Source organism: Amycolatopsis sp. (genome assembly GCF_025464955.1).
Classification (GTDB): domain Bacteria; phylum Actinomycetota; class Actinomycetes; order Mycobacteriales; family Pseudonocardiaceae; genus Amycolatopsis.
Window position 1 is genome coordinate 391,120 of the sequence record NZ_JAODNM010000124.1, and the last position, 22,298, is coordinate 413,417.

Annotated in this window: 19 protein-coding genes and 1 tRNA gene; 8 read left to right on the plus strand and 12 right to left on the minus strand. The window is 68.1% G+C overall.

Annotated elements, in window-relative coordinates; genetic code table 11:
- Positions 1-2: 2 nt before the first annotated feature.
- The 7 genes from JWQ81_RS32235 to JWQ81_RS32265 all read right to left on the minus strand — a co-directional run bounded on the left by JWQ81_RS32235 (position 3) and on the right by JWQ81_RS32265 (position 7,098).
- Positions 3-767 (minus strand): SDR family oxidoreductase, encoded by a 765-nt coding sequence (locus tag JWQ81_RS32235; protein ID WP_297547537.1) that lies wholly within the window; start codon positions 765-767, stop codon positions 3-5.
- An 11-nt stretch (positions 768-778) separates the two neighbouring features.
- Entirely contained in the window at positions 779-2,212 is a 1,434-nt protein-coding gene (locus JWQ81_RS32240) for an aldehyde dehydrogenase family protein (RefSeq protein ID WP_297547538.1), read from the minus strand.
- Between the two features lie 3 nt (positions 2,213-2,215).
- A complete protein-coding gene (locus tag JWQ81_RS32245; RefSeq protein ID WP_297547539.1) occupies positions 2,216-2,989 on the minus strand; it encodes an ATP-binding cassette domain-containing protein in 774 nt (257 codons plus the stop codon).
- A complete protein-coding gene (locus JWQ81_RS32250) occupies positions 2,986-3,744 on the minus strand; it encodes an ABC transporter ATP-binding protein (RefSeq protein WP_297547657.1) in 759 nt (252 codons plus the stop codon). The genes JWQ81_RS32245 and JWQ81_RS32250 overlap by 4 nt, the downstream gene beginning before the upstream one ends.
- Before the next feature lie 92 nt (positions 3,745-3,836).
- Complete coding sequence (locus JWQ81_RS32255; protein ID WP_297547540.1) at positions 3,837-4,667, minus strand: ABC transporter permease; 831 nt, start codon at positions 4,665-4,667, stop codon at positions 3,837-3,839.
- Positions 4,667-5,611, minus strand: a complete 945-nt coding sequence (locus JWQ81_RS32260) for an ABC transporter permease (RefSeq protein WP_297547541.1) — start codon at positions 5,609-5,611, stop codon at positions 4,667-4,669. Before JWQ81_RS32260 ends, JWQ81_RS32255 begins: the two co-directional genes overlap by 1 nt.
- On the minus strand, positions 5,608-7,098 hold the full coding sequence (locus JWQ81_RS32265; RefSeq protein ID WP_297547542.1) for an ABC transporter substrate-binding protein: 1,491 nt from the start codon (positions 7,096-7,098) through the stop codon (positions 5,608-5,610). The genes JWQ81_RS32260 and JWQ81_RS32265 overlap by 4 nt, the downstream gene beginning before the upstream one ends.
- A gap of 83 nt (positions 7,099-7,181) precedes the next feature.
- On the opposite strand from JWQ81_RS32265, the gene JWQ81_RS32270 reads away from it, so the two are divergent.
- Both JWQ81_RS32270 and JWQ81_RS32275 read left to right on the plus strand, forming a co-directional pair.
- Positions 7,182-7,940, plus strand: a complete 759-nt coding sequence (locus tag JWQ81_RS32270) for a FadR/GntR family transcriptional regulator (RefSeq protein ID WP_297547543.1) — start codon at positions 7,182-7,184, stop codon at positions 7,938-7,940.
- A gap of 60 nt (positions 7,941-8,000) precedes the next feature.
- The gene (locus JWQ81_RS32275; RefSeq protein ID WP_297547544.1) at positions 8,001-9,053 is read left to right on the plus strand and encodes a patatin-like phospholipase family protein; all 1,053 of its coding nucleotides are present in this window, start codon (positions 8,001-8,003) and stop codon (positions 9,051-9,053) included.
- 90 nt (positions 9,054-9,143) lie between these two features.
- Here the strand turns inward: JWQ81_RS32275 and JWQ81_RS32280 are convergent, their stop codons facing one another.
- The 4 genes from JWQ81_RS32280 to JWQ81_RS32295 form a co-directional block, all read right to left on the minus strand.
- Positions 9,144-9,758, minus strand: coding sequence for a class F sortase (locus JWQ81_RS32280; RefSeq protein ID WP_297547545.1), 615 nt, complete (start codon positions 9,756-9,758; stop codon positions 9,144-9,146).
- Between the two features lie 4 nt (positions 9,759-9,762).
- Positions 9,763-10,512: a hypothetical protein gene (locus JWQ81_RS32285; RefSeq protein WP_297547546.1), complete on the minus strand. Its 750-nt coding sequence runs from the start codon at positions 10,510-10,512 to the stop codon at positions 9,763-9,765.
- A gap of 178 nt (positions 10,513-10,690) precedes the next feature.
- Complete coding sequence (locus tag JWQ81_RS32290; RefSeq protein ID WP_297547547.1) at positions 10,691-11,749, minus strand: PLP-dependent transferase; 1,059 nt, start codon at positions 11,747-11,749, stop codon at positions 10,691-10,693.
- A gap of 108 nt (positions 11,750-11,857) precedes the next feature.
- Complete coding sequence (locus tag JWQ81_RS32295) at positions 11,858-15,112, minus strand: penicillin acylase family protein (protein WP_297547548.1); 3,255 nt, start codon at positions 15,110-15,112, stop codon at positions 11,858-11,860.
- Positions 15,113-15,263: 151 nt separating this feature from the next.
- On the opposite strand from JWQ81_RS32295, the gene JWQ81_RS32300 reads away from it, so the two are divergent.
- Complete coding sequence (locus JWQ81_RS32300; RefSeq protein WP_297547549.1) at positions 15,264-15,638, plus strand: FKBP-type peptidyl-prolyl cis-trans isomerase; 375 nt, start codon at positions 15,264-15,266, stop codon at positions 15,636-15,638.
- A 281-nt stretch (positions 15,639-15,919) separates the two neighbouring features.
- Here JWQ81_RS32300 and JWQ81_RS32305 read toward each other — a convergent pair.
- Positions 15,920-16,002 (minus strand) — tRNA-Leu (locus tag JWQ81_RS32305).
- A gap of 132 nt (positions 16,003-16,134) precedes the next feature.
- Here JWQ81_RS32305 and JWQ81_RS32310 point away from each other — a divergent pair.
- The 5 genes from JWQ81_RS32310 (at position 16,135) to JWQ81_RS32330 (ending at position 22,296) form a co-directional block, all read left to right on the plus strand.
- Positions 16,135-17,433, plus strand: a complete 1,299-nt coding sequence (locus tag JWQ81_RS32310) for a DUF3662 and FHA domain-containing protein (protein WP_297547550.1) — start codon at positions 16,135-16,137, stop codon at positions 17,431-17,433.
- A 102-nt stretch (positions 17,434-17,535) separates the two neighbouring features.
- Positions 17,536-18,003 (plus strand): FHA domain-containing protein, encoded by a 468-nt coding sequence (locus tag JWQ81_RS32315; RefSeq protein WP_297547551.1) that lies wholly within the window; start codon positions 17,536-17,538, stop codon positions 18,001-18,003.
- Positions 18,000-19,346, plus strand: a complete 1,347-nt coding sequence (locus JWQ81_RS32320) for a protein phosphatase 2C domain-containing protein (protein ID WP_297547552.1) — start codon at positions 18,000-18,002, stop codon at positions 19,344-19,346. Before JWQ81_RS32315 ends, JWQ81_RS32320 begins: the two co-directional genes overlap by 4 nt.
- Positions 19,346-20,833: an FtsW/RodA/SpoVE family cell cycle protein gene (locus tag JWQ81_RS32325; RefSeq protein ID WP_297547553.1), complete on the plus strand. Its 1,488-nt coding sequence runs from the start codon at positions 19,346-19,348 to the stop codon at positions 20,831-20,833. The genes JWQ81_RS32320 and JWQ81_RS32325 overlap by 1 nt, the downstream gene beginning before the upstream one ends.
- Positions 20,830-22,296 (plus strand): penicillin-binding protein 2, encoded by a 1,467-nt coding sequence (locus tag JWQ81_RS32330; RefSeq protein WP_297547554.1) that lies wholly within the window; start codon positions 20,830-20,832, stop codon positions 22,294-22,296. Before JWQ81_RS32325 ends, JWQ81_RS32330 begins: the two co-directional genes overlap by 4 nt.
- The last annotated feature ends 2 nt before the right edge of the window (positions 22,297-22,298 follow it).

Sequence of the window (22,298 nt, forward strand, 5' to 3'; positions counted from 1 at the left end):
CCTCAGGACGGAGGTTCGAAGCGGCCGTCGACCGCGGTCCAGCCGCCGTCGACGGCGAGCACGGACCCGGTGACGAAGGTTGAGGCTTCGGAAGCGAGGTAGATGACGGCGCCGACGATCTCCGAGGGACGCGCCCAGCGACCGAGCGCACTCTTGCTGGCGTAGGCCTCGTACCAGGTCGGATTGGCCTTGATCTGCGCGGTCAACGGGGTCTCGACCACGCCGGGCGCGATCGCGTTGACCCGGACCCCGGCCGGCCCGAACTCCGCGGCCGCGGTGCGGAAGAGTTGGACGAGCCCGGCTTTCGTGGCGGCGTACGGCCCCTGGCCCGGCTCCACCGTGGTGCCGCGGATCGAGGAGAAACCGATGATGCTGCCGCGTTTCCGCTCGACCATCCCGGCGCCGAACGCGCGGACGACCTCGAACGTCGCGCCCAGGTTCAGCGCGATCACCTGGTCGAACTCCTCGCGGGTGTAGTCGAGCAAACGTTTGCGGACGTTGGTGGCCGCGGTCAGCACGACGATATCGATGTCACCGAGGTCCTTGGCGGCACGCTGGGCCGCGCCGGTTTCGAGCAGGTCGATCTCGTAAACGTCGGCACCGATCACCTCGGCGGTTTGCTGAGCAAAACCGAACTTCAGGTCCGCGCACACGACCTCGGCACCATAGTCGGCCAGCGCGTAGGCCGACTCTCGGCCGATCCCGCTGCCCGCGCCGAGCACGACCGCGCGCTTGCCGTCGAGCCGGAACAGTTTCTCGTAGTTCATGGACACATCTTTCATGGCCGCAGTACGGCCATCCTCGTCACGGTCAGCTCCTCGATCGCGAAACGCGGCCCTTCGCGGCCGACGCCGGAATCCTTGACACCGCCGTACGGCATGGTGTCCGAGCGGAAGCCGGGCACTTCGTTGATCACCACACCGCCGACGTCGAGCCGGTCGAGCGCGCGAAACGCGGTCTTGAGCGAGCGGCTGAAGACACTGGCGTGTAGCCCGTACCGCGACGCGTTGACCTCGTCGAACGCGGCGTCCACATCGGACACCGTGCGCAGGCAGACGACCGGGCCGAAGACCTCCTCGTCCCAGCACTCGACGCCGTCGGGCACGTCCAGCAGCACGGTCGGGCGGTTGACCGTGCCGTCCACGCCGCCGCCGGCGAGTTTCGCGCCCGCCGAAACCGCCGCGGCAACCCAGTTGAGCACCCGGTGGGTGGACTTCTTGTCGATCAGCGCCGACACCCTCGTGGTCTGCTCACGCGGGTCACCGACGACGACCTCGTCGAGCCGCCCCAGCAAACGCTCGGTGAACTCCTGCGCGACCTGCTCGACGACCAGCACACGCTGGACCGAAATGCAGGCCTGCCCGGACGCGTAGAACCCGCCGCGAACCACGGCGTCGACGGCCGCATCGAGGTCGGCGTCCTCGGCGACCACGAGGGCGGCGTTGGAACCCAGCTCCAGCAACGTCTTGGTGGGCGCCGCGTCGCGGGCGATCCGGTGCCCGACGGCGGCCGAGCCGGTGAACGACACCGCGCCGACGCGGCGATCGGTGACCAGCACTGACCCGACCTCGGCATCCCCGGTGACCAGTTGGACCGTCGCGCGCGGCACGTCGAACTCCTCGCACGCCTGCCGGACGAAATGGACCAGTCGCAACGTCGCGAGCGGCGTCTGCGGCGCGGGTTTGCACACCACCGGGCAGCCGGCGGCGATCGCGGGCGCGATCTTGTGCGATGCCAGCAGCAGCGGGTAGTTGAAGCCGGCGATGCCGACAACGACCCCGATCGGCTTGCGCGTCCAGAATCCGACAAGCCCGTCACCGGACGGCAGGAGGTCCAACGGGACCGTTTCGCCGTGCAGCCGCGAGACCTCCTCAGCCGCTGCCTGCCAGGTCACGATCGTGCGGGCGACCTCGACCCGGCAGTCGACGAGCGGCTTCCCGGTCTCCGCGACGAGGAGTTTCTCGAGCTGTTCGCGTTCACTCTCGATCGACTCGGCCACGCGGTTGAGCAGCGCCCGGCGGGTCCGCGACGGCAGCGCCGCGACCTCACGAGCGACCGCGACAGCCTCGTCCAGCGCTTGCTTTGCCAACGCGGGTGTCCCCACCGGGGCGTACGACACGAGCGTGCCGTCGTAGGGGAAGGTGATGGGTTCGCTGTCTTCGGTGGCGATCCAGCCTGAACCGATCGGCAGTCCGGCCGAGAGCGGGAACATCAGTCACCTTCTCCTCAGTTTGGCGAGCGCCTTCCGCAGGCTGGGCGCGGCGGCGATCAACTCGCGGGTGTACTCGTGTTTCGGCTGGTCATAGACCTGGTCGACGTCGCCCAGCTCGACGATCTCGCCGCGCCGCATCACCGCGACCGTCTCGCACACATGCCGCACGACTCCCAGATCATGGGACACGAAAACCAGCGTCAGCTGGAACCTCTCGACGAGATCGGCGAGCAGCGCGAGGATCTGCGCACGCACCGAAACGTCCAGCGCGCTGACCGGCTCGTCCGCGATGAGCACGCTCGGCCGCGGCGCTAGCGCACGCGCGATCGAGATTCGTTGCCGCTGCCCGCCGGAGAACTGGTGCGGGTAGCGCTCCCCCGCGTCAGCCGGCAACCCGACGGCGTCGAGCAGCTCGGTGACACGCTCACGGCGTCCGGCGGCCCGGCCCAGCGGCTCGCAGATGATGTCGCGCACGCGCATCCTCGGATCGAGCGAGCCCATCGGGTCCTGGAAGACGATCTGCAGCTCGGACCGCAGGAAGGCCAGTTTCCGTTCGGGGACACCGTCGACACGCTTGCCGTCGAACGTGACCGAACCGGAGGTCGGCTGGTCGAGCCCGGCCAGCAGTCTGACCAAAGTGGACTTCCCGGAGCCCGACTCGCCGACGATGCCGAACCGCTGGCCTGCTTGGACGTCGAACGACACCCCGCGCAGCGCGTGCACGTCACGCCGTGAGTACCGGCGCTCCAGGTCGCGGACCTCGATCAACGGAGTCATGACGCCTCCAGGTCCGAAGCCTTCAACAAGCGCTGGGTGTACTCGTGTTTCGGCGCGGTCAGCACGTCGTGGGTGCTTCCCGCCTCGACGATCTCGCCGTCGAGCATCACCAGGACCCGGTCGCACACGGTCGCGACCACGGCGAGGTCGTGGGTGATGAACAGCAGCGCGGTTTCGCGCTCGCTCACCCCGGCGAGGATGAGGTCGAGGATCTGCGCCTGCACGGTGACGTCGAGCGCTGTCGTCGGCTCGTCGCAGATCAGCAGCGCGGGATTGTTGGCCAGCGCGATCGCGAGGACAACGCGTTGCCGCTGGCCGCCGGACAGCTGGTGCGGGTATGCCTTGGCTGTCTGCTCCGGATCGGGCAGGTGGACGGCGTCGAGCAACGCGACCGCGGCTTGCCGCGCCGCGCGGCGATCGGGCTGGGTGCGGTGGACGAGCATCGGCTCGGCGACCTGGCGCCCGACGCGCATCGCGGGGTTCAACGCCGTCATCGGCTCCTGGAACACCATGGCCATCTCGTTGCCACGCAACCGGGACAGGTTGCGCTCGGACGCGCCGAGCAGTGGGCGTCCGTTGAGTTTCACCAGCCCGGTGGCACGCAGCCCGTCCGGCAGCAGCCCCATGATCGACAACGCCGTCAACGACTTGCCTGACCCTGACTCGCCGATCAGCCCGACCCGCTCGCCCTTGCCGACCTCGAACCCGATCCCCTTCACCAGATTCCCGACAGCCAGGGCCGTCACCTCGAGCAGGGGCGTTCCCTCGGGGCCACCCTTGTGGCGTTGAACGCCACTGGGGTGGCCCTGAGGGGTCTTTTGCGACGGCGGCACGTGCCCAGGAGTGCTCATCGGGTGCCTGCCAGGCGGGGATCGAAGCGATCGCGGAGGCCGTCGCCGAGGAGGTTGAAGCCGAGCACCGCCACCGCGATCGCGATGCCCGGGACGAGCGCGAGTCGCGGTTGGACGGTCAGCAACTCCTGCGATTCCTGCAGCATGCGGCCCCAGGACGGCGTCGGCGGGCGGGTACCGAAGCCGAGGAACGACAGCGCAGCCTCGGCGAGCACCGCGATCGCGAACGACACCGACGCCTGCACGATCAGCATGCCGGAGATGTTCGGCGCCACGTGCCGCACGGCGATATTCCACCGCGAACGGCCCGCCGAACGCGCCGCGAGGACGTATTCCGTGCTCATCACCTGCAACGTCCCCGACCGCGCGATCCTGGCGAACGACGGGATGGTCGCGATGCCGATCGCGACCATCGCGGTGAGCGTGCTCGCGCCGTAGACCGCGCCGAACATGATCGCCAGCAGCAGCGCGGGGAACGCGAGCACGAGGTCGTTGACCCGCATGACGAACTCGCCGACCCACCGCCGGGACATCCCGGCCAGGATGCCGAGCGGGGTCCCGATCACCGCGGCGATCCCGACCGCCACCACGCCGACGTACAACGTCGTGCGCGCGCCGACCATGATCTGGCTCGCCACGTCACGCCCGAACTTGTCGGTGCCGAACACGTAGTCGCCGGTCGGGCCGATCAGCCGCACGGCCGCGTTGACCTTCTCCGGATCATGCGGGGTCCAGAAGAACGACACCACCGCGGCCAGCACCACCAGCCCGATCAGCACCGCGCCGACGATCGTGCTGGTGTTGCGGGTCCGTTCGGCCACCGCCATCACGCCTCCCGCAGCCGAGGGTCGAGCACCGTGTAGAGCAGGTCCACCACGAAGTTCACCAGCAGCACCGCGACCACCAGTACCAGCACGATCCCTTGCACGGTCAGCAGATCGCGGGACGACACCGAGTCGAGCAGCAGGCTCCCGAGCCCCGGTAGCACGAACACCCGCTCGACGACGACAGCGCCGATCAACAGGGTCGCCAGCTGGAGCCCGAGCACGGTCACCACCGGCACCGACGCGTTGCGCAGTCCGTGCCGGAACAACGCCTGGTACGGCCGCAATCCCTTCGACCGCGCGGTGCGCAGGTAGTCCTGCCCGAGCGTGTCGAGCACGGCCGACCGGACATAGCGGGTCATCACCGCGCCCTGGACCAGGCCGAGTGACAACGCCGGCAGGATCAGCCCGCGGATCCACTCACCGAGGTTCTGATCCGGTGGTGTCCACCCGCCCGAGGGCAGCCACCGCAGCTGCACCGCGAAAATCTGCACCAGCAGGATCGCCGCGATGAACGCCGGAATCGCCACACCCAGCTGGGAAAGCCCGGAAATCGCGGTACCACTGGCCTTGCGGTGGCGCACCGCGGCGAGCGTGCCCAGCGGCAGCGCGATCACCAGCGCCACCACCATCCCGGCGCCGACCAGCCACAACGTCACGCCGAGGCGGTCGATCAGCTGCGGTCCGATGGCATCGCCGGTGACGTAGGAACGGCCGAAGTCGCCATGTGTGATCCCGCCCATCCAGTCGAGGTACTGGGTGATCAGCGGCCGGTCGGTGCCGAAGGCGTGCCTGGTCTTCGCGAGCAGTTCGGGCGTGGCGTTGACGCCGAGCGCCACCTGCGCCGGATCGCCCGGCAGGATCGCCATGAACGCGAACACCACGACCGACGCCGTGAACACGCTCACCAGCAGAATCGCCAGCCGCCGCACGATTTTCACTGTCACGCGGGCCCCAATCCCGTGAGGTCGAAGGACTCGCTGACCTGGTTCGCGGCGAACCCGGTCACCTTGGTCTTCGTCACGATCACGTTGGGGAACAGGAACAACCAGTCGGCGGCGGCGTCGGCGTTGATCGTTTTCGCCACCTGGCGCATGTCCGTGATCTGCTCCTGCACGGTGCCGCTGTCGGCCTCCGCGAGCAGCTTCGTCACCGTCGGATTGTTGTAGCCCCAGTAGTACTTCGGCTTTCCGAACGTCGTGATGTCCCGCGCTTCGACGTGCTGGATGATCGACAGGTCGTAGTCGTGATCGGTGAACACCTGCTTGAGCCACACGGCCGGGAAGTCGAGCGGCTCGATGTTCACCTTCACGCCGACGTCGGCCAGTTGCGACGCCACCACCTGCGCCGCCGAGACCGCGTACGGCAGGTTCGGGATGCGCAGGCGCAGTGAGAGATTCGTCTGCCCGGCCGCGGCGAGCAACGCCTTCGCGCGCGCCGGATCGAACGGGTAGACCCCGGAAAGGTCCTGGTACCAGGGATCGGTCGGCGGGACCATGCTGCCGATCAACGTGCCGCGGCCGGCCCACGCCGTGTCGAGCAGCGCCTTCCGGTCGATCGCGTAGGTCAGCGCCTGCCGCACGCGGACGTCGTTCAGTGGTGCCTTCGCGTTGTTCATCGCGAGCGTGACTTCGCTGTTCGTGGTGCCCTGGATGACGTCGAACCGCTTGTCGTTCTGGAACTGCGGGATGGAGTCCGGCGCGGTGATCGTCGAGATGACGTCGATCCCGTTGCTCAGCAAGGCGTTGTTCAACGCCGTCGGGTCGGCGATGTACTTCAGGTAGACCGTCGAGTACGCCGGCTTGCGCCCCCAGTACCCCGGGTTTTCGCGCAGCACGATCGAGTCCCCGCGACGACGGCTCGCGACGACGTACGGGCCGGTGCCGACCGGCTTGTTCACGAGGTCGGCGACCCCGGTCGGGCTGAACATCGCGCCGACGCGGGTGGTCAGGTTGAACAGCCAGTTGTTGCTCGGCTTGCTGAGCACGACCCGCGCGTGCGTCGGGGACACGACGTCGACGTGGTCGACGACGTCCATTTCGGACTTGATCGAGATCGTCCAGTCGGTCTTGACGCGCAAGAGCGAGAACTTGACGTCGGTGGCGGTGAACGGCGCGCCGTTGGAGAACTTCACCCCGGGCTGGAGCTGGAAGTCGTAGGTCTGGCGATCCGGGCTGACCGTCCACGAACTCGCCAGCAGGGGCACGATCTTGCCGGCGGAGTCGAGCTTCACCAAGCCCTCGTAGACGTTGTAGAGCAGCGCCTGCGGGATGGCGGCCCCGTCGGTCTTGGTGAAGTCGAAGTTCTGCGGCTCGGCGGTGAACCCGACCGTCAGCGAGTCCGGATCGCCGCTGACGATGGCACTCGAACCCGCCGAGCAGCCCGAAACCACAAGCAGCAGCGCAAGCGCGGCGACGTGAAGTCGGGCTTTCATCCACCCTCCCGAGCGGTATGCTGGTCGGACCAGTAGCCAGAGGTTCGCACCACGCGCCGTCGTCGTCAAGGGGGCACCTCCCAATGAGATTCGAACCGGTGGCCACCGTCCGGGCGTATGAGCGGGTGGTCCAGCAGATCGAAGAAGGCGTGTTCAGCGGCCTGTTGAAGCCCGGCGAGCGGCTTCCCGGCGAACGCGAACTGATGACGCAGTTCGGGGTCAGCCGGTCGACCATCCGTGAAGCTCTCCGCGTGCTGCAGGCCGCCGACATGATCCGCTCGAAACCTGGCGACCCTCGTGGGCCGGAGGTGCTCGCCGCGTCCCCGGTCGCGCTCCACAAGTCGATGCACCGGCTCGCCCGCGCGGACCACCTCGGGCTCGCCGAGCTGTTGCAGTTCCGCATGGCGCTCGACGGCTCGGCTCACTTGCTGGCGGCGAAGCTGCGGACGGACGAGAACCTCGCCGATCTCGACGTCGCGTTCGCCGCCATGCGTGCGGGTCTCGACGTCGGGTACGCCGAGTTCAGCCGCGCCGACGTCGCGTTCCACGAAACGATCGCGCGCGCCACCGGGAACCCGTTGCTGGTGGTGTGCCTGGAAGTCGTCCGCGGGGTGGTCCTCGAACAGATCGAGGAGAGGCTCGCGCACGCGCAGGATCGCCCCACGCTGATGCGGACCTGGCTGACGCACCACGGCGAGGTGCTCCAAGCGATCCGTGACGCCGACGGTATCCTCGCGTCGAAGCTGGCGCGGCGCGCACTGTACGACAACTACGCCGAGTACGTACCGCTGAACGAGCGAGCGCTTCTCCAACCGCTGCTCGAAGAGGCGGACATTGCGTAACGCGGGCGATCCGGGCGCCGACTTCTTTTAGACTCGCCGCATCGGCTGGCAGGAGAAGTCATGAGCAGTCCCGAGCTCGCGCCCCAGGGCGTCGGCCTCTGCCTGTCCGGTGGCGGATACCGCGCGATGCTGTTCCACACCGGGGCGTTGCTGCGTCTGAACGAACTCGGCTGGCTGCCGAAGTTGAGTTGCGTTTCGAGTGTCTCCGGCGGATCCATCGCGGCCGGCGTGCTCGCGCACGCGTGGGGAAAGCTCGCCTTCACCGCCGAAGGGGTCGCGCAGAACTTCGCCGACGAGGTCATCGCGCCGCTGCGCAAACTCGCGAGCACGCGGGTGGACGTCCCGGTGATCCTCAGCGGCATGGTCAAACCGTGGCGCAGTGTCGGCGAAGAACTGGCCGCCGCGTACGCCCGGCATCTGTTCGGCGACGTCCTGCTCGAGGAACTCGATCCGAACGGCCCGCAGTTCGTCTTCACCGCGACGAATCTGCAGAACGGCGAGCTGTGGTGGTTCTTCCGCCAGGACGGCCCGTCCAGCCGGGTCGCGCTCGCCACCGCGGTCGCCGCATCGTCGGCGTTCCCGCCGTTCATGTCGCCCGTGCTGATCGACGACCCGTTGCGGCCGGGCACCGGCGAGAAGATCGTCCTCAGTGACGCCGGCGTCTACGACAACCTGGGCCTCGACCCGGTCGAAGGGCAGTACGCGACGGTTCTGGTCAGTGACGCGGGCAAGAAGATGAACCGGACCGGGCGGGTGCACCGGAGCTGGCCGCTTCAGGTGCTGCGGGTCCTCGACATCGCCGACGACCAGGTTCGCGAACTCCGCACCGGGGCGCTGCTGCAGTCCTATGTGGAAAAGGACTTCGCGGGAACGTACTGGGGCAGCTACAGCGACATCACGCACTTCGGCCTGCCTGACGCCTTGCCGGCTCCGGTGGACAAGACCACCCGGCTGGCCGACACGAAGACCAGGCTGACGGCGATGCCGGACGAGGTCCAGGAGCACCTGATCAACTGGGGCTACGCGGTATGCGACGCCGGCATGCGCCGCTGGGTCACCCCGACTTCGCCCGCCCCCGCGGCGTATCCGTACCCGGCTGTCGGCGTCGGCTGAGGTGCAAAAACCCTCAGGGCCACCCCGGTGGCTTCCAACGCCAAGGCGGTGGCCGCCATCAGGATGGCCCTGAGGGAGCTTGCGACGACGTCAGGCGAGATTCGCGTAGACGACGATGTTGTCTTGGTAGCTGTGCGCGGCGTGGTCGAAAACGCCGCCGCAGGTGATCAGCCGCAGCTGCGGCTTGGTGGTGTTGCCGAACACCGCGTCCTGCGGGAAGTTGTCCTTCGGAACCTCGGTCTTGTGGTCGACGACAAACTTCTCCTGCTTGCCGTCACTGCGGTCGACCAGGATCTCGTCGCCCGCCGCCAGTTTCTTGAGGTTGAAGAACACGCCTTCCTGCTTGTTGCCGTCGACGTGGCCCAGGATGATCGCGGGCCCGACGTTGCCGGGCACCGGGGAAAGCTGGTACCAGGCGGCCTGCATCGGCTTGTTCGCGCTCGGCACCGCGATGTTGCCGCTCGCGTCCAGCGCGATGGAGATCAACGACGAGTCCGCGCCGATCTTCGGCACCCGGACCCGGGTCGGCCGCAGCCCGCTGAACGGCTTGGTGACCGGAGCGTCGGCGGCAGCCGCGTTGTCACCCGCGGCGGGAGCCGCCGCCGGTGCCGCCGCCGGGTCCGACGACGAGCAGCCCGCTAACGCAACGGAAGCCAGCAGTGCGACCGCGACGACCGCGCCCTGGTTACGAATCGACAAGGACATCGATTCAGGCCATTCCGCCGAAGCCGGTTTCGGGCGCCTTGACCGGGCGGACGACCTGCTGCGGACCGCTCGGGGTGGAGCTGCCGACGGGCTTCACGGGGCACGTGACCGTGCCACCGCTGGGCGGCGTCGTGTCACTCGTCGGCGCGGCCGTGGTCGTGTCGCTGGGCGGCGTGGTCGCGCTCGAGGACGGCGACTCGCTGGTGCTGGGGGTGTCGGTTGGCGAAGTCGCGCTCGAGGTGGGCGTCTCGCTCGACGTGGGGGTGTCGCTCGTCGTCGGCTTTGCGCTGGTGGTCGTCGTGTCGCTCGGCGTCGTGTCCGAAGTGGACGGCGTCGTCACGGTCGTCGACGGGGTGGTCGGCTTCGTCTTCGTCGGGCGGGTGGGCTTGGTCGGGTGACCGCCACCGCCGCAGTGCCAGGAGACGCTGGGCTCGTTCTTCTTGAAGGACTTGGTCCCGTGGAAGCGGACCTTGGCTTCCCAGCTCCGGGAGTCCTCCGAGGCCTGGAACACCGTGCCGACGATCTCGAAGTCGGCCGAAGCGAGGTCGAGCGGTTCACCGGCGGTGGAGTTGATGCGCAGCATGCCGTAGCCGCCACCGATGTCGACACCGGTCGCGGTGTTGTCGGTGAACGCGCTGACCGACACCGACGGAGCGTTGTACTGGTCCGCGGCGGACGCGGCAGGGATGAAGGAGAGGGGAATGGCGACGCTGGCGAGAACAGCGACGGCCAGGCGACCCAATGGTTTCCTCAAGACGAACTCCAGGATTCCTCGATACGCACGGTTAGATATCCAGCTCGATACGTTCGAGTGGACGACCCACGTATGGGTGAGGGCGCAGATCATGCCGTACCCAGAATGGTGCCCTTAACTCAGGGCCACCAAAGTGGTGCCCCGAAAGGGGAAACTGGCTCCGAAGTGGACCGGGGTTTCAGCCCAATGCCTGGTAGAGGTCCTCGAGAAGATCATCCGGGTCCTCGAGACCGACGCTGAACCTGATCAATCCGGCCGGCACGTGCGCGTCACCGGACAACCCGGCCCGCCGCTCGACAAGGCTCTCGACCCCGCCGAGACTCGTCGCGCTCCGCACAAGTCGTAGCGCTCCGCAAACCTTGTCGGCTTCCTCGGCACCGGCCAGTTCGAACGCGATCATGATGCCCTCGCCCGGATAACGGACCTCGGTGACAGCCGGATGTTCCGCCAGCCGGGGCGCGAGCCACGCCGCGGTTTTCGACTGTTCCGCGAGCCGGACGTGCAATGTGCGCAAGCCGCGCAGGGCCAACCACGCCTCGAGCGCACCCGGCGTCGCCCCGCCCCGCGTGCGGGAATCCCGGAGCTCGTCCGCGATTCCTTTATCGGACGCAATTGTCAGACCCAGGAGGAGATCACTGTGCCCGCCGATGAGTTTCGTCGCGCTGTGCACCACGATGTCCGCGCCCATGCTCAGCGGCTGCTGCCCGAGCGGGGTCGCGAAAGTGTTGTCGACGACCACCTTCGGCCGATGCGGACGCCCGGCCGCACCGGCGGATATCGCCGCGATGTCCATCAGGTGCAGCGTCGGGTTGGTCGGCGATTCGAGCCAGAGCAGGTCGGCGTCGGCCGTCGCGGCGACCCACGCGTCGACGTCGTCGGGCGCCAGCTCGGTGACGACGAGCCGCCCGATCTTGTGCGCATGCGCCAGCAGCCCGCGGTTCCCGGCGTAACTGAACGTCGGAACGACGACGCGCGCGCCGACCGGCAGGATGTCGACCACCGCGGCCAGCGTCGCGATCCCCGAAGCGAACGCCGTCGCATGGCCGCCTTCCAGCGCGCCGATGGCCTCTTCGAGGGCCTCCCAGGTCGGCGTGCCGTCCTGGCGGGAGTACGCGCGATCCCCACCGGCGCCGAACGTGCTCGCCGGCACGATCGGCACGTTCATCGGCTCGCCGGGCCCGTCGGGCCGGCCCGCCGCGACGGCGCGGGTACGGGATGACCAGTTGTTGTTGTCCACGCCGTCACGGTAGCGCGGCTAGGACTCGTGAGTGTTCCGGCCGGTTAGAACCAGGTTAGAACCGGCCGGAACACTCACGAGTTGTCTACCTGCGGAAACGTCATCCTTCTACTGTGCGTAGACCTGGAACTCGTAGAGCGAGTAGCCGTACTTGGTTCCGCGCTGCACGCCCGCCATCCGGACGAACCTGGCGCTCGTCGTGGCGAAGGCGACGTTGTCCTGCCCGCCGTCACCGTCCACGACGGACACCGCGTCCCGCCAGGTGACACCGTCCGCGGAGACCTGGATCTTGTATGACTTTCCGTACGCCGACTCCCAGTTCAAGATCACCCGCGAAACCGGCTGCACCGAACCGAGGTCCACGGTGACCGACTGGTTGTCGCTCCAGTCGCTGGCCCAGCGGGTGGCGCTGTCGGCGTCGACGGCGTTGGCCGCCGGCGAGGGGTACCCGCCGGTTTCCGCGCTGGTGGCGGTCACCGGCTTGTTCGCGGCCAGGTTGGCCACGTTGTTCCCGCGCTTGGCCGGGTATTCGACGACCTGCTGGAAGGTCGGGCGGTTCTGCCAGCTGATCTTGTCCTGCGTGACGCCGCCGAGCGGGGTCTGGATGATCGAGTCGGCACACCACTGGTCACCGGCCGTGCAGCTCGCGTCGCCCGGGTAGATCGCGGTCGCGGGTTGCGCCGCCGCCGAGGTCAGGGAGTTGAGCAACACCGTGCGGCAGGCCGTCAGGTCGCCGCCACCGCAGAACTTCGCGCCGAGCGGACCCTGTTCCGTGGCACCGAGAACAGACCGGATGTCCTTGTCGACATATCCCCACCAGCCGTGCTGGAACGAGGAACCCGAATGCGGCTGGCCGACGTGTTTGCCGGGGATCTCCTGCTGCCAGCCCGAAGGCGACTCGTTGATCTGCAGCACGTTGGTCATCGCGGTGAACGCCGTGCCGCCCATCCCCGGTTTGAACTCCGCGGTGACCAGCTGCGGCCACCAGGCGTCGAGGATCCTGATCGCGTCCGCGTCGGAGTAGGCCTTGCTGCCCGGGGTGGTCTCCTTGCGCTTGCCGCCGTTGGTCAGCCAGGTCTGCAGTTTCGTGACGGCGTCGAGCGCGGCGCCGGTGACCGGCGTTTTGTTGATCACCTGCAGCAGCTCGGGCAGGACCCGTTCGGCGCGGAGGTCGGTCAGCGCCGCGTCCTCCATCGCCTGGTCCAGGTTCACCCTGGTCACCTTGGTGCCACTGGTGATCAGCTTCTTGACGCGGCTGTCCAGCAGGTCGGCCCGGTGCACGGACGACTTGTCCGCGCCGCCGGAGGCGTACCCGTTGGCCTGGGCGTTGTTCCAGCTGACGTAGTAGTCCTGGTTGATCGACTGCGGGTGCTGGGCGGGCGGGGTGTAGTTCGCCTGGTTCCCGTCAGGGTTCCAGCCCTGCCAGTCGAACCCGGCGTTCGCCGCGACCGGCATGGACGGGTCGACGTTCGGGTTGCGGACCGGGTTCGCGCCCGAGTTGTAGTACGCGATGTCCTTGGAGTCGGCGTAGAACCAGTTGAAGGTGAAGTTGACGTCCTGCGCGGCCTTTTCGAAGTCCGCCGCCGAGTGGATGACGCCGGGGTCGTTGAACTCCTGGAAACCGATCAGCGAGTCGACCTCGTGGAAGTAGCTCGACCGCAGCGCCGAGTAGGCGACCGGTTTACCGCCGACCGTCGCCCGGCTGGTCACCGGCCCGTATTTCGTCCGGTAGCTGCGGAGCGTGTACGAACCGGCAGCCGTCGAGTCGGCGACCGTCGACGTCCACGCGTCCTGCCGTTCGACGATGTCCATCGGCACGCACTGGCCGTTGTAGAGGTAGTAGTTGGAGTCCTTTGTGGCCGGCTTCCCGCTCGGGTCGCACAGGGTGACCGCGAAGGTGTCGATGATGTCCTGCGCGGCCGAAGTCGCGCTCCACGAGTAGTCCTGGCCGCGACCGAGCAGCACGTAGAAGCTGAGACCGGCGAAGGACGCGCCCCGCGAGCTGATGCCCGGGCCCTGGAGCTCCTCCAGCATCAGCAGTTGCGGAGCGAAGTAGCCGGTCTGCGGGCCGAAGACGGCGACCGGGTGCCCGCTGGCGGTCTTGCTGCCGTTCACCACCAGCGCGTTCGACATCCCGTGCTTCTCGGACAGCAGGTTGTCCGGCAGGACGCCGTTGTCGAACATGCCCTTCGCCGCGTCGAGGTTCGGCGTGCCGTCGGGGTTCGTGGTGGACGTCGCCGTCACGGGCGGCGCCTTGACCGCCTGCGTCGAGGTGGCCGAGCCGGTCGGGTTGAACACCAGCTGCTGGTCGGTCACCGAACCGGGATCGGGCATCGCCGCGCCCTGCGGGTTCGCCGGCGTCTTGCCGTAGTTGAAGGTCTGGCCGTTGTGGAGCGTCTTGATGGCTTCGGGGTCGTCCTGGGACTGGAGGCTCTGCCACACCTTCTCGCCCTGCGCGAGGCCGTACTGCTCCTGGATGGCGAGCTTGGCGACAGCGTTCTGCACCTCGCCGCCACCGCCCGCGCCGAACTGCGCGCCGACCACGGAAGCGAGCACGACGAGGTCAGTCAGCTTGAACGGGTCGATCGTGCCGGCGTTGGTGATCGCGTCGATATGCCCGGTGAGGACGTACTCACCGGGGAAGGTCCGGCCGTTGTGCGACTGGACGATGTACGCGTTGATGCCGTCGATGTAGGCCTGCGCGTCGGCGAGGCCCTGCGCGCCGGCGGGCCCGCTGGCGGCCATCTTGTCGACCTGCTGCTGGAGCTCGGGCTCGGTGTACGGCGCCGCGGCGAAGAACTGCTGCTCGAGCGCGCGGTTGGCGGGCGCGCCGCCGGCGAACGGCGACAACTGGCCGCGGCCGACGTGCCGCAGCACGTCCATCAGCCAGAGGCGGTCCTGCCCGGCGGCGTAACCCGCACCGTACTCGGTGCCCGATCGGGTGGTGCCCTGGATGTGCGGCGATCCGGTCGCCTTGTCCCGGGTGATCGTGACGTCGGCGCGCGGCTGGATCGCGCTCTCCACCTGGTCGGCGGGGACCCCGAAGGACGAGTCGTTGTAGAACTTGTTGATCGTGTCGGTGGTCAGCCCGCTGTAGCCGCCCGGCAGTGCGGAGTACTTCGGCAGCTGGTCGTCCGCGTGCGCGGGCCGCGTGCCGAAGACCTTGTTCGCCAGGATCTCGGCGACGGTCGCGTTACCGTTTTCCCCGGCCGGGAGGATGTCGTTGCACTGGCCGGCGCAGTAGTCGTTGCCGGGAAGCGCAGCAGGCGACGCCGCACTGGTGGCGGCCGCCGGTATCTGCGCGACGGCGGCCACCATGGCCAGTGCCGCCGTAGCTGTCAATGTGCGAATGCCTCGTCGCATGCCCAGAACTCCCGTCGAAGTGGAGTGACGCAGCACACGCTACCGACGGGTAAGGAAATAGTGAAGACTTTTCGCGTTTGCCTCGCCTCGATGGACTAGCACCGGTGCGCCCACCCTGCGGAGAGTGAGCAAAGCTGGGTACCGTAGGGCCATGACGTTGGAAAAGCCGGTAGTCGACGCCCCCGAAGGCACCCCGCCCCCCGCACTGGAAACGGTCGACCTCACCGTCGGCGACGGCCAGGAAGCGGCCCCGGGCCACGGTGTCTCTGTCCACTACGTCGGAGTTTCGTTCTCCTCTGGTGAAGAGTTCGACTCCTCCTGGAACCGCGGCGAACCGCTCCAGTTCTCCCTCGGCGCCGGCCAGGTGATCCCGGGCTGGGATCAGGGTGTCGCCGGCATGAAGATCGGCGGCCGTCGCCGCCTGACCATCCCGCCGCACCTCGCCTACGGCGACCGCGGCGCCGGCGGCGTCATCAAGCCGAACGAAACCCTCGTCTTCGTCGTAGACCTGGTCGCCATCCGCTAGCCCCCACACGCCCACCTCCAGGCGGGATGAACTCCGGTTCATCCCGCCCTTTTTCACCCCACGACGACACGTCACCAGGTCGAGGGCCGCCAGGCCCAACGACCGACCCACCGCAATCACCAAGGTCCAGGGCCGCCAGGCCCGAAGACCGAACGCACCCAGCTCGTCAAGGTGAGATACCGCACCGTGGGGGGTTTGGGGGGCTCGGCCCCCCAAAACGAGGACGACCCCCAACGGGAAAGAGCCCCATCGGCGCCAGCCGACGGGGCTCTTGAACACGGTGCGCGAGGGGGGAGTTGAACCCCCACGTCCTTACGGACACACGGACCTGAACCGTGCGCGTCTGCCATTCCGCCACTCGCGCAAGCGACTTTTTACTTCGACAGCTAGAACAGACTAGCAGGCCAACCGAACGGGTTTTACCGGGGCCGGTGTCGAGACGGGCATACCCAGATAGGATCGGTGCGTAAGCACATGTGTGAGGAGGCTTGTCCAGGTGGGCCGCGTTGAGCGATTTGATCGACGCCTTGAGGGTCTGGTGGGCAATACGTTCGCGCGGATGTTCGGTGGAAACGTCGTCACGCAGGAAGTTGCGTTGGCGTTGGAGCGGGAAGGTGAGGACAACGTTCGTGAGCTGGCTGGAGGTCGTCGTCTCGCCCCGAATCACTACATCGTGTCTCTCGGACAGGCGGATCATGACCGGATGGCCGGTGATGAGCAGCGTGTCACCGGAGTGCTCGCCGCCGCGGTGGCGGAGCATCTCGTCGAGCAGGGTTGGGATACCTATGGTGACGTCGTAGTCTCGCTCGAGCGCAACGAGGCGCTGCATACTGGACAGTTCAAGACCCGCTCGTCCGTCGATCCCGACGTCAAACCGCACGACGCCGGCAGCTCTGGACGGTCAGCACGACCCAGCAACGCAGGAGACCCAGCAATGAGCCAGCCCCCCGGCTACGGCCAATACGACCAGGGTGACCCGTACGGCCAGAAGGGCCAGTACGGCTACGGACAGCAGGGCCAGCAGGGCCAGCCGCCGGCTCAGCCGGGTTATGACCAGGGCTACCAGCAGCCTCCGGCTCAGCCGGGTTATGACCAGTACGGCCAGCCGGCCGGGCAGCCCGGTTACGACCAGGGTGCTCAGCAGGGCGGTTATGACCAGTACGGTCAGCCCGCTCAGCCTGGTTACGACCAGTACGGCCAGCCCGCGCAGCCCGGCTACGACCAGGGCTACCAGCAGCCTGCCCAGCCTGGCTACGACCAGTACGGGCAGCAGCCTGCCCAGCCCGGTTACGACCAGTACGGGCAGCAGGGTGGCCAGCCTGGTTACGACCAGGGCTACCAGCAGCCCCCGGCCCCGGGCGGTTACGACCAGTACGGCCAGGCACCCGCTCCGGGTGGTTATGACCAGTACGGTCAGGCGCCCGCGCAGCCCGGTTACGACCAGTACGGGCAGCCTCCGGCACCGCAGGGTGGGTACGCCCCGCCCGCTCCGGCCGGCAACCGCCAGCTCGCGGCGAGTCTGCAGCTTGACGACGGTTCGAACCGGACGTACTCCCTCAAGCAGGGCAGCAACGTCGTCGGCCGTGGTCAGGATGCCGACTTCCGGCTGCCCGACACCGGCGTCTCCCGCAGGCACCTGGAGATCACCTGGGACGGTCAGAGCGCCACGCTGGCGGACATCGGCTCGACCAACGGGAGCACGGTCAACGGCACTCCGGTGCAGACCTGGCAGCTCGCCGACGGCGACGTAATCAGGGTCGGTCACTCGTCCCTGGTCTTCCGGACACAGGGCTGACTCTCACCGGATTGAGGGGTTCCCGCAGAATTGGCGTGCGGGGGGACCTGCGGCGAACCGGCGCCGCAGGTTTGCGTGAAGAGTCGGGAGCTGACACACCAGGTGCCAGAGCTGATCGTTCAACTCACCCGAGCAGGGTTTCTTGTGCTGCTCTGGCTGTTCGTGTTCGCCGCTCTCAGAGTGGTGCGCTCGGACCTTTACGCCGCGTCCGGTCTCCGTGTCGCGATCCCGACGTTTCGCCGCAAGAAGGAGAAAAAGCCACGTACCGGCGGGGGAAAGTCCCCGCAGCAGTTGATCGTGACCCATGGCGCGTTGTCCGGCACGAGGATCACGTTGGACGGCAGGCCGATCCTGATCGGCCGCGCCGACGACTCGACACTGGTCCTCGACGACGACTACGCGTCGACCCGTCACGCGCGAATCGCGCTGCGCGGAGAGGACTGGTACGTCGAAGATCTGGGCTCGACGAACGGCACGTACCTCGACCGGGCTAAGGTCACTGCACCCCTCCGGGTTCCACTCGGGGTCCCCATCCGAATCGGCAAAACGGTGATCGAGCTTCGCCCATGACCCTCGTACTCCGCTACGCGGCCCGCAGCGACCGTGGCCTGGTTCGTTCCAATAACCAGGACTCCGTGTACGCCGGTCCCCGCCTGCTCGCGCTCGCTGACGGCATGGGAGGCCATGCCGCCGGTGAAGTGGCGAGCAAAGTCGTCATCGCCTCCCTCGCCCCCCTCGACGACGACGAGCCGGGTGACGACCTCCTCGCCCAGTTGCGCGAGGCGGTCGGCAACGGCAACGGCGCCATCGCCGAGCTGGTGTCCAACGATCCGGATCTCGACGGGATGGGCACCACCCTGACCGCGGTCCTGTTCTCCGGGTCCCGGCTCGGGCTGGCGCATGTCGGCGACTCCCGTGCCTATCTGTTCCGCGGCGGGCAGTTCGCGCAGATCACTCGTGACGACAGTTTCGTCAACGAGCTGCTCGAACAAGGCCGGATCACCGCTGAAGAGGCACTCGTCCATCCACAGCGTTCGCTGCTGCTCAAGGCGTTGACCGGGCACGAGGTCGAACCGACGCTCACCGTCCGCGAGGCCAGGGCGGGCGATCGCTACCTGATCTGCTCGGACGGCCTGTCCGGCATGGTCACTGACGAGACGCTCGGCGAGGCCATCCAGATCCGGGATCCGCAGGACTGCGCGGACCGGATGATCGAGCTCGCGCTCAAGGGCGGCGGCACCGACAACGTCACGGTGATCATCGCCGACGTGGTCGACGTCGATTTCGGCGATGACGCGCCGATCGTCGGCGGCGCGGCCGGTGACGGCAGCGACGAGCGTCCCCAGGGCGACTCCCCCGCTGCCCGGGCCCACGCGCTGACCAACCCGCTCCCGCAGCCGCGCCAGCAGCCCACCGAGCCGCCGCCGGATCCGAAGGCCAAGCGCCGGAAACGGTTCCGTTGGCTGGTCGGGATCCTGGTGGTGCTGATCGTGCTCGCCGCGGCCGCGGTCACCACGCGCTACTTCGTGCTGAGCCAGTACTACGTCGGCGCGGACTCCTCGGGTGAGGTCGTCGTCTACCGCGGCGTTCCCGGCAGCATCCTCGGCATCCCGCTGCAGCACGAGGAGCAAGGCTCCTGCGCTCCGGGTGCGACGGCGTGCGAGCCGCTCAAGCTGTCGGAATTGCAGGAAGACGCGCAGGTCGCGGTCAAGAACGGAATCAAGCGGGACAACCTCGACGAGGCCCGCAAGTACATCGACGAGACCCTTCGCGCCCGCAGGCAGCTCACGACTTGCCCGCCCGGGCAGACCGTCGTCACCCAGCCGACGACGAGCCAGACTCCTCCTCTCTTGAGTACGGCGCCGGCAAACCCCGCGGGGAGGGACTGCTCGACGCCGGGGGGCGGTAACTAATGGGTCAGCCCGTGGCCGACCCGACAGCCGGGCAGTACACGACCAACCCGCCGCGCGACATCCCGACCAGACGCGGTACCGAACTCCTGCTCCTCGGCTTCGCCGCGCTCATCGTCACCATCGCGTTCGTCCTGGTCGAAGCCAACCAGGACCAGGACCTCACCATCGCCGTGCTCTGGTACGGACTCGCCTATCTCGCCGTTTTCGGCATCGCGCACGCGGCTGTCCGCCGGTGGGCGCCGTACGCGGACCCGCTGATCCTGCCGTGTGTCGCGCTGCTCAATGGCATCGGCCTGGTGATGATCTACCGGATCGACCTGGCGCTGGCCGAGAAGGCCACCCAGACGAACACCAACGTCGCTTCGGCCGGTGCGCCCAAGCAGGTCCTGTGGACGGCGATCTCGCTGGCGTTGTTCCTCGCCGTGCTGGTGATCGTCAAGGACCACCGCACCCTGACCCGCTACGGCTACACCGCCGGGCTCGCCGGGATCATCCTGCTGGCCCTGCCCGCCATGCTGCCGGCCGCGCTGTCGGAGGTGAACGGCGCCAAGGTCTGGATCCGGCTCGGTCCGTTGTCGATCCAACCGGGTGAGTTCGCGAAAATCCTGCTGATGATCTTCTTCGCTGCCTTCCTGGTGTCGAAACGCGACCTGTTCATGGTCGCGGGCAAGAAGGTCATGGGGATCGAGCTGCCCCGCAGCCGGGACCTCGGCCCGATCCTGATCGCCGCGGCGGCCTGCATCGGCATCCTGGTCCTCGAAACGGACCTCGGCACTTCGCTGCTGTTCTTCGGCATCATCCTGATGATGTTGTACGTCGCCACCGAACGCGCCATCTGGGTCGGGGTCGGCCTGAGCCTGTTCGTGGTCGGCGCGGTCGTGGCGGACCGGCTGTTCACCCACGTCCAGCAGCGGGTGGCGAACTGGATCGACCCGCTGGCCACCTACGACAAGCAGGGCGGCGGTTACCAGATCGCGCAGGGCCTGTTCGGGCTCGGCACCGGCGGGGTCGCCGGCACCGGGCTCGGCGCCGGCCGGCCGGACATCGTGCCCTTCGCCAGCTCCGACTTCATCACCGCGGCGATCGGCGAGGAGCTCGGTTTCATCGGACTCGCCGCGGTCCTGATGGTGTACCTGATCCTGGCGATGCGGGGGATGCGCAGCGCGCTCGCCGTGCGCGACACCTTCGGCAAGCTGCTCGGCGGCGGGTTGTCGTTCGCGCTGATCATGCAGGTCTTCGTCGTCGTCGGCGGCGTCACCAAGCTGATCCCGGAGACCGGGATCACCGCGCCGTTCCTGTCGCAGGGTGGTTCTTCCCTGCTGGCCAACTACATCCTGGTGGCGCTGCTACTTCGGATCTCCGACGCCGCACGCCGTCCGCAGTCCCGCCCGAAGCCGCCGACCCCGCCGCAGGCGCCGCTCGCGGAGGCACACACAGTCATGGTCCAACGTCCCGTGATGGGGCCAGGCGGCGGGAGCACCCAGTGAACAAACCGCTGCGCAAGGTCGGCATCACCATGCTCGTCATGGTGATGCTGCTGCTCGCGAACGCCACCTACATCCAGGTCTTCAAAGCCGACGCCTACCGCACCGACCCGCGCAACCAGCGGGTCCTGCTCGACGAGTACGCCAGGCAGCGCGGCCAGATCGTGTCCGCGGGCGGCGCCGTACTCGCCGGTACCGCCACCACCACGGACCGGCTCAAGTACCAGCGCACCTACGCCGACGGTCCGCTGTACGCGCCGGTCACCGGTTACTACTCGATCCGCTACGGCGCGGGCGGCTTGGAGCGCACCGAGGACGACTTCCTCAACGGCTCCGACCCCCGCCTGTTCGTACGGCGGCTCTCCGACATGATCACCGGCCGGGACCCCGGCGGCGGCAATGTCCGGCTGACCATCAACCCGGCCGTGCAGAAGGCCGCGTACGACCTGATGACACAGCGCGGGTACACCGGCGCCGTCGTCGCGATGGAGCCGAAGACCGGTCGCATCCTGGCCTTGGTGTCCACGCCGTCCTACGACCCGTCGAAGCTCGCTTCGCACGACGGCGGGGCGCAGCAGAGCGCCTGGACTGTGAACAACGCCGACCCCGGCCAGCCGATGCTGGACCGGGCGATCTCCCAGACCTACCCGCCCGGCTCGACGTTCAAGATCGTCACCGGCTCGGCCGAGTTGAACGACGGCGGCACGCCGGACACCCCGGTCAGCAACGCGCCGAATGTCACGCTCCCCGGTACGAACGTCACGCTGGAGAACTACAACGGCGAGATCTGCCCCGGCACCACGTTCGCCGCCGCGCTGGCGCACTCGTGCAACGTCCCGTTCGCGACCTTCGCCGGCCAGCTCGGCAAGGACAAGCTGACCAAGACCGCGGCCAACTTCGGCATCGGCCAGGCGGACCTCACCGTCCCGATGAAGGTCGCGCAGTCGACCGTCGGCGCGTTGGACTCGCAGGGTGCGCTCTACCAGAGCGGCATCGGCCAGCGCGACGTCCGGCTCACCCCGCTGCAGGACTGCCTGCTCTCGGCAACCATCGCCAACGGCGGTATGGCGATGAAGCCGCAGCTGGTGGACGCGCTGCTGGCGCCGGACCTGTCGACCATCGAGGGCTTCTCCCCCGCGGAGCTGACCGGCACCGCCGCGCTGTCGCAGACGAACGCCGGGATCATGCGCGACATGATGATCCAGTCGGAGTCCTTCACCGCGGGCAAGGGCAAGAACCCGGCGCTGAAGATCGCGTCGAAGACCGGTACCGCCGAGCACGGCACGGATTCGAAGAACACCCCGCCGCACGCCTGGTACACCGCGTTCGCCCCGTCGGACAACCCGCAGATCGCGGTCTCGGTCATCGTCGAGAACGGCGGTACGCGCGGTCTGGACGCGACCGGCGGCTCGGTGTCGGCCGAGATCGGGCGGGCCGCGATCGCCGCGTTGCTCGGGGGTGGATAGCG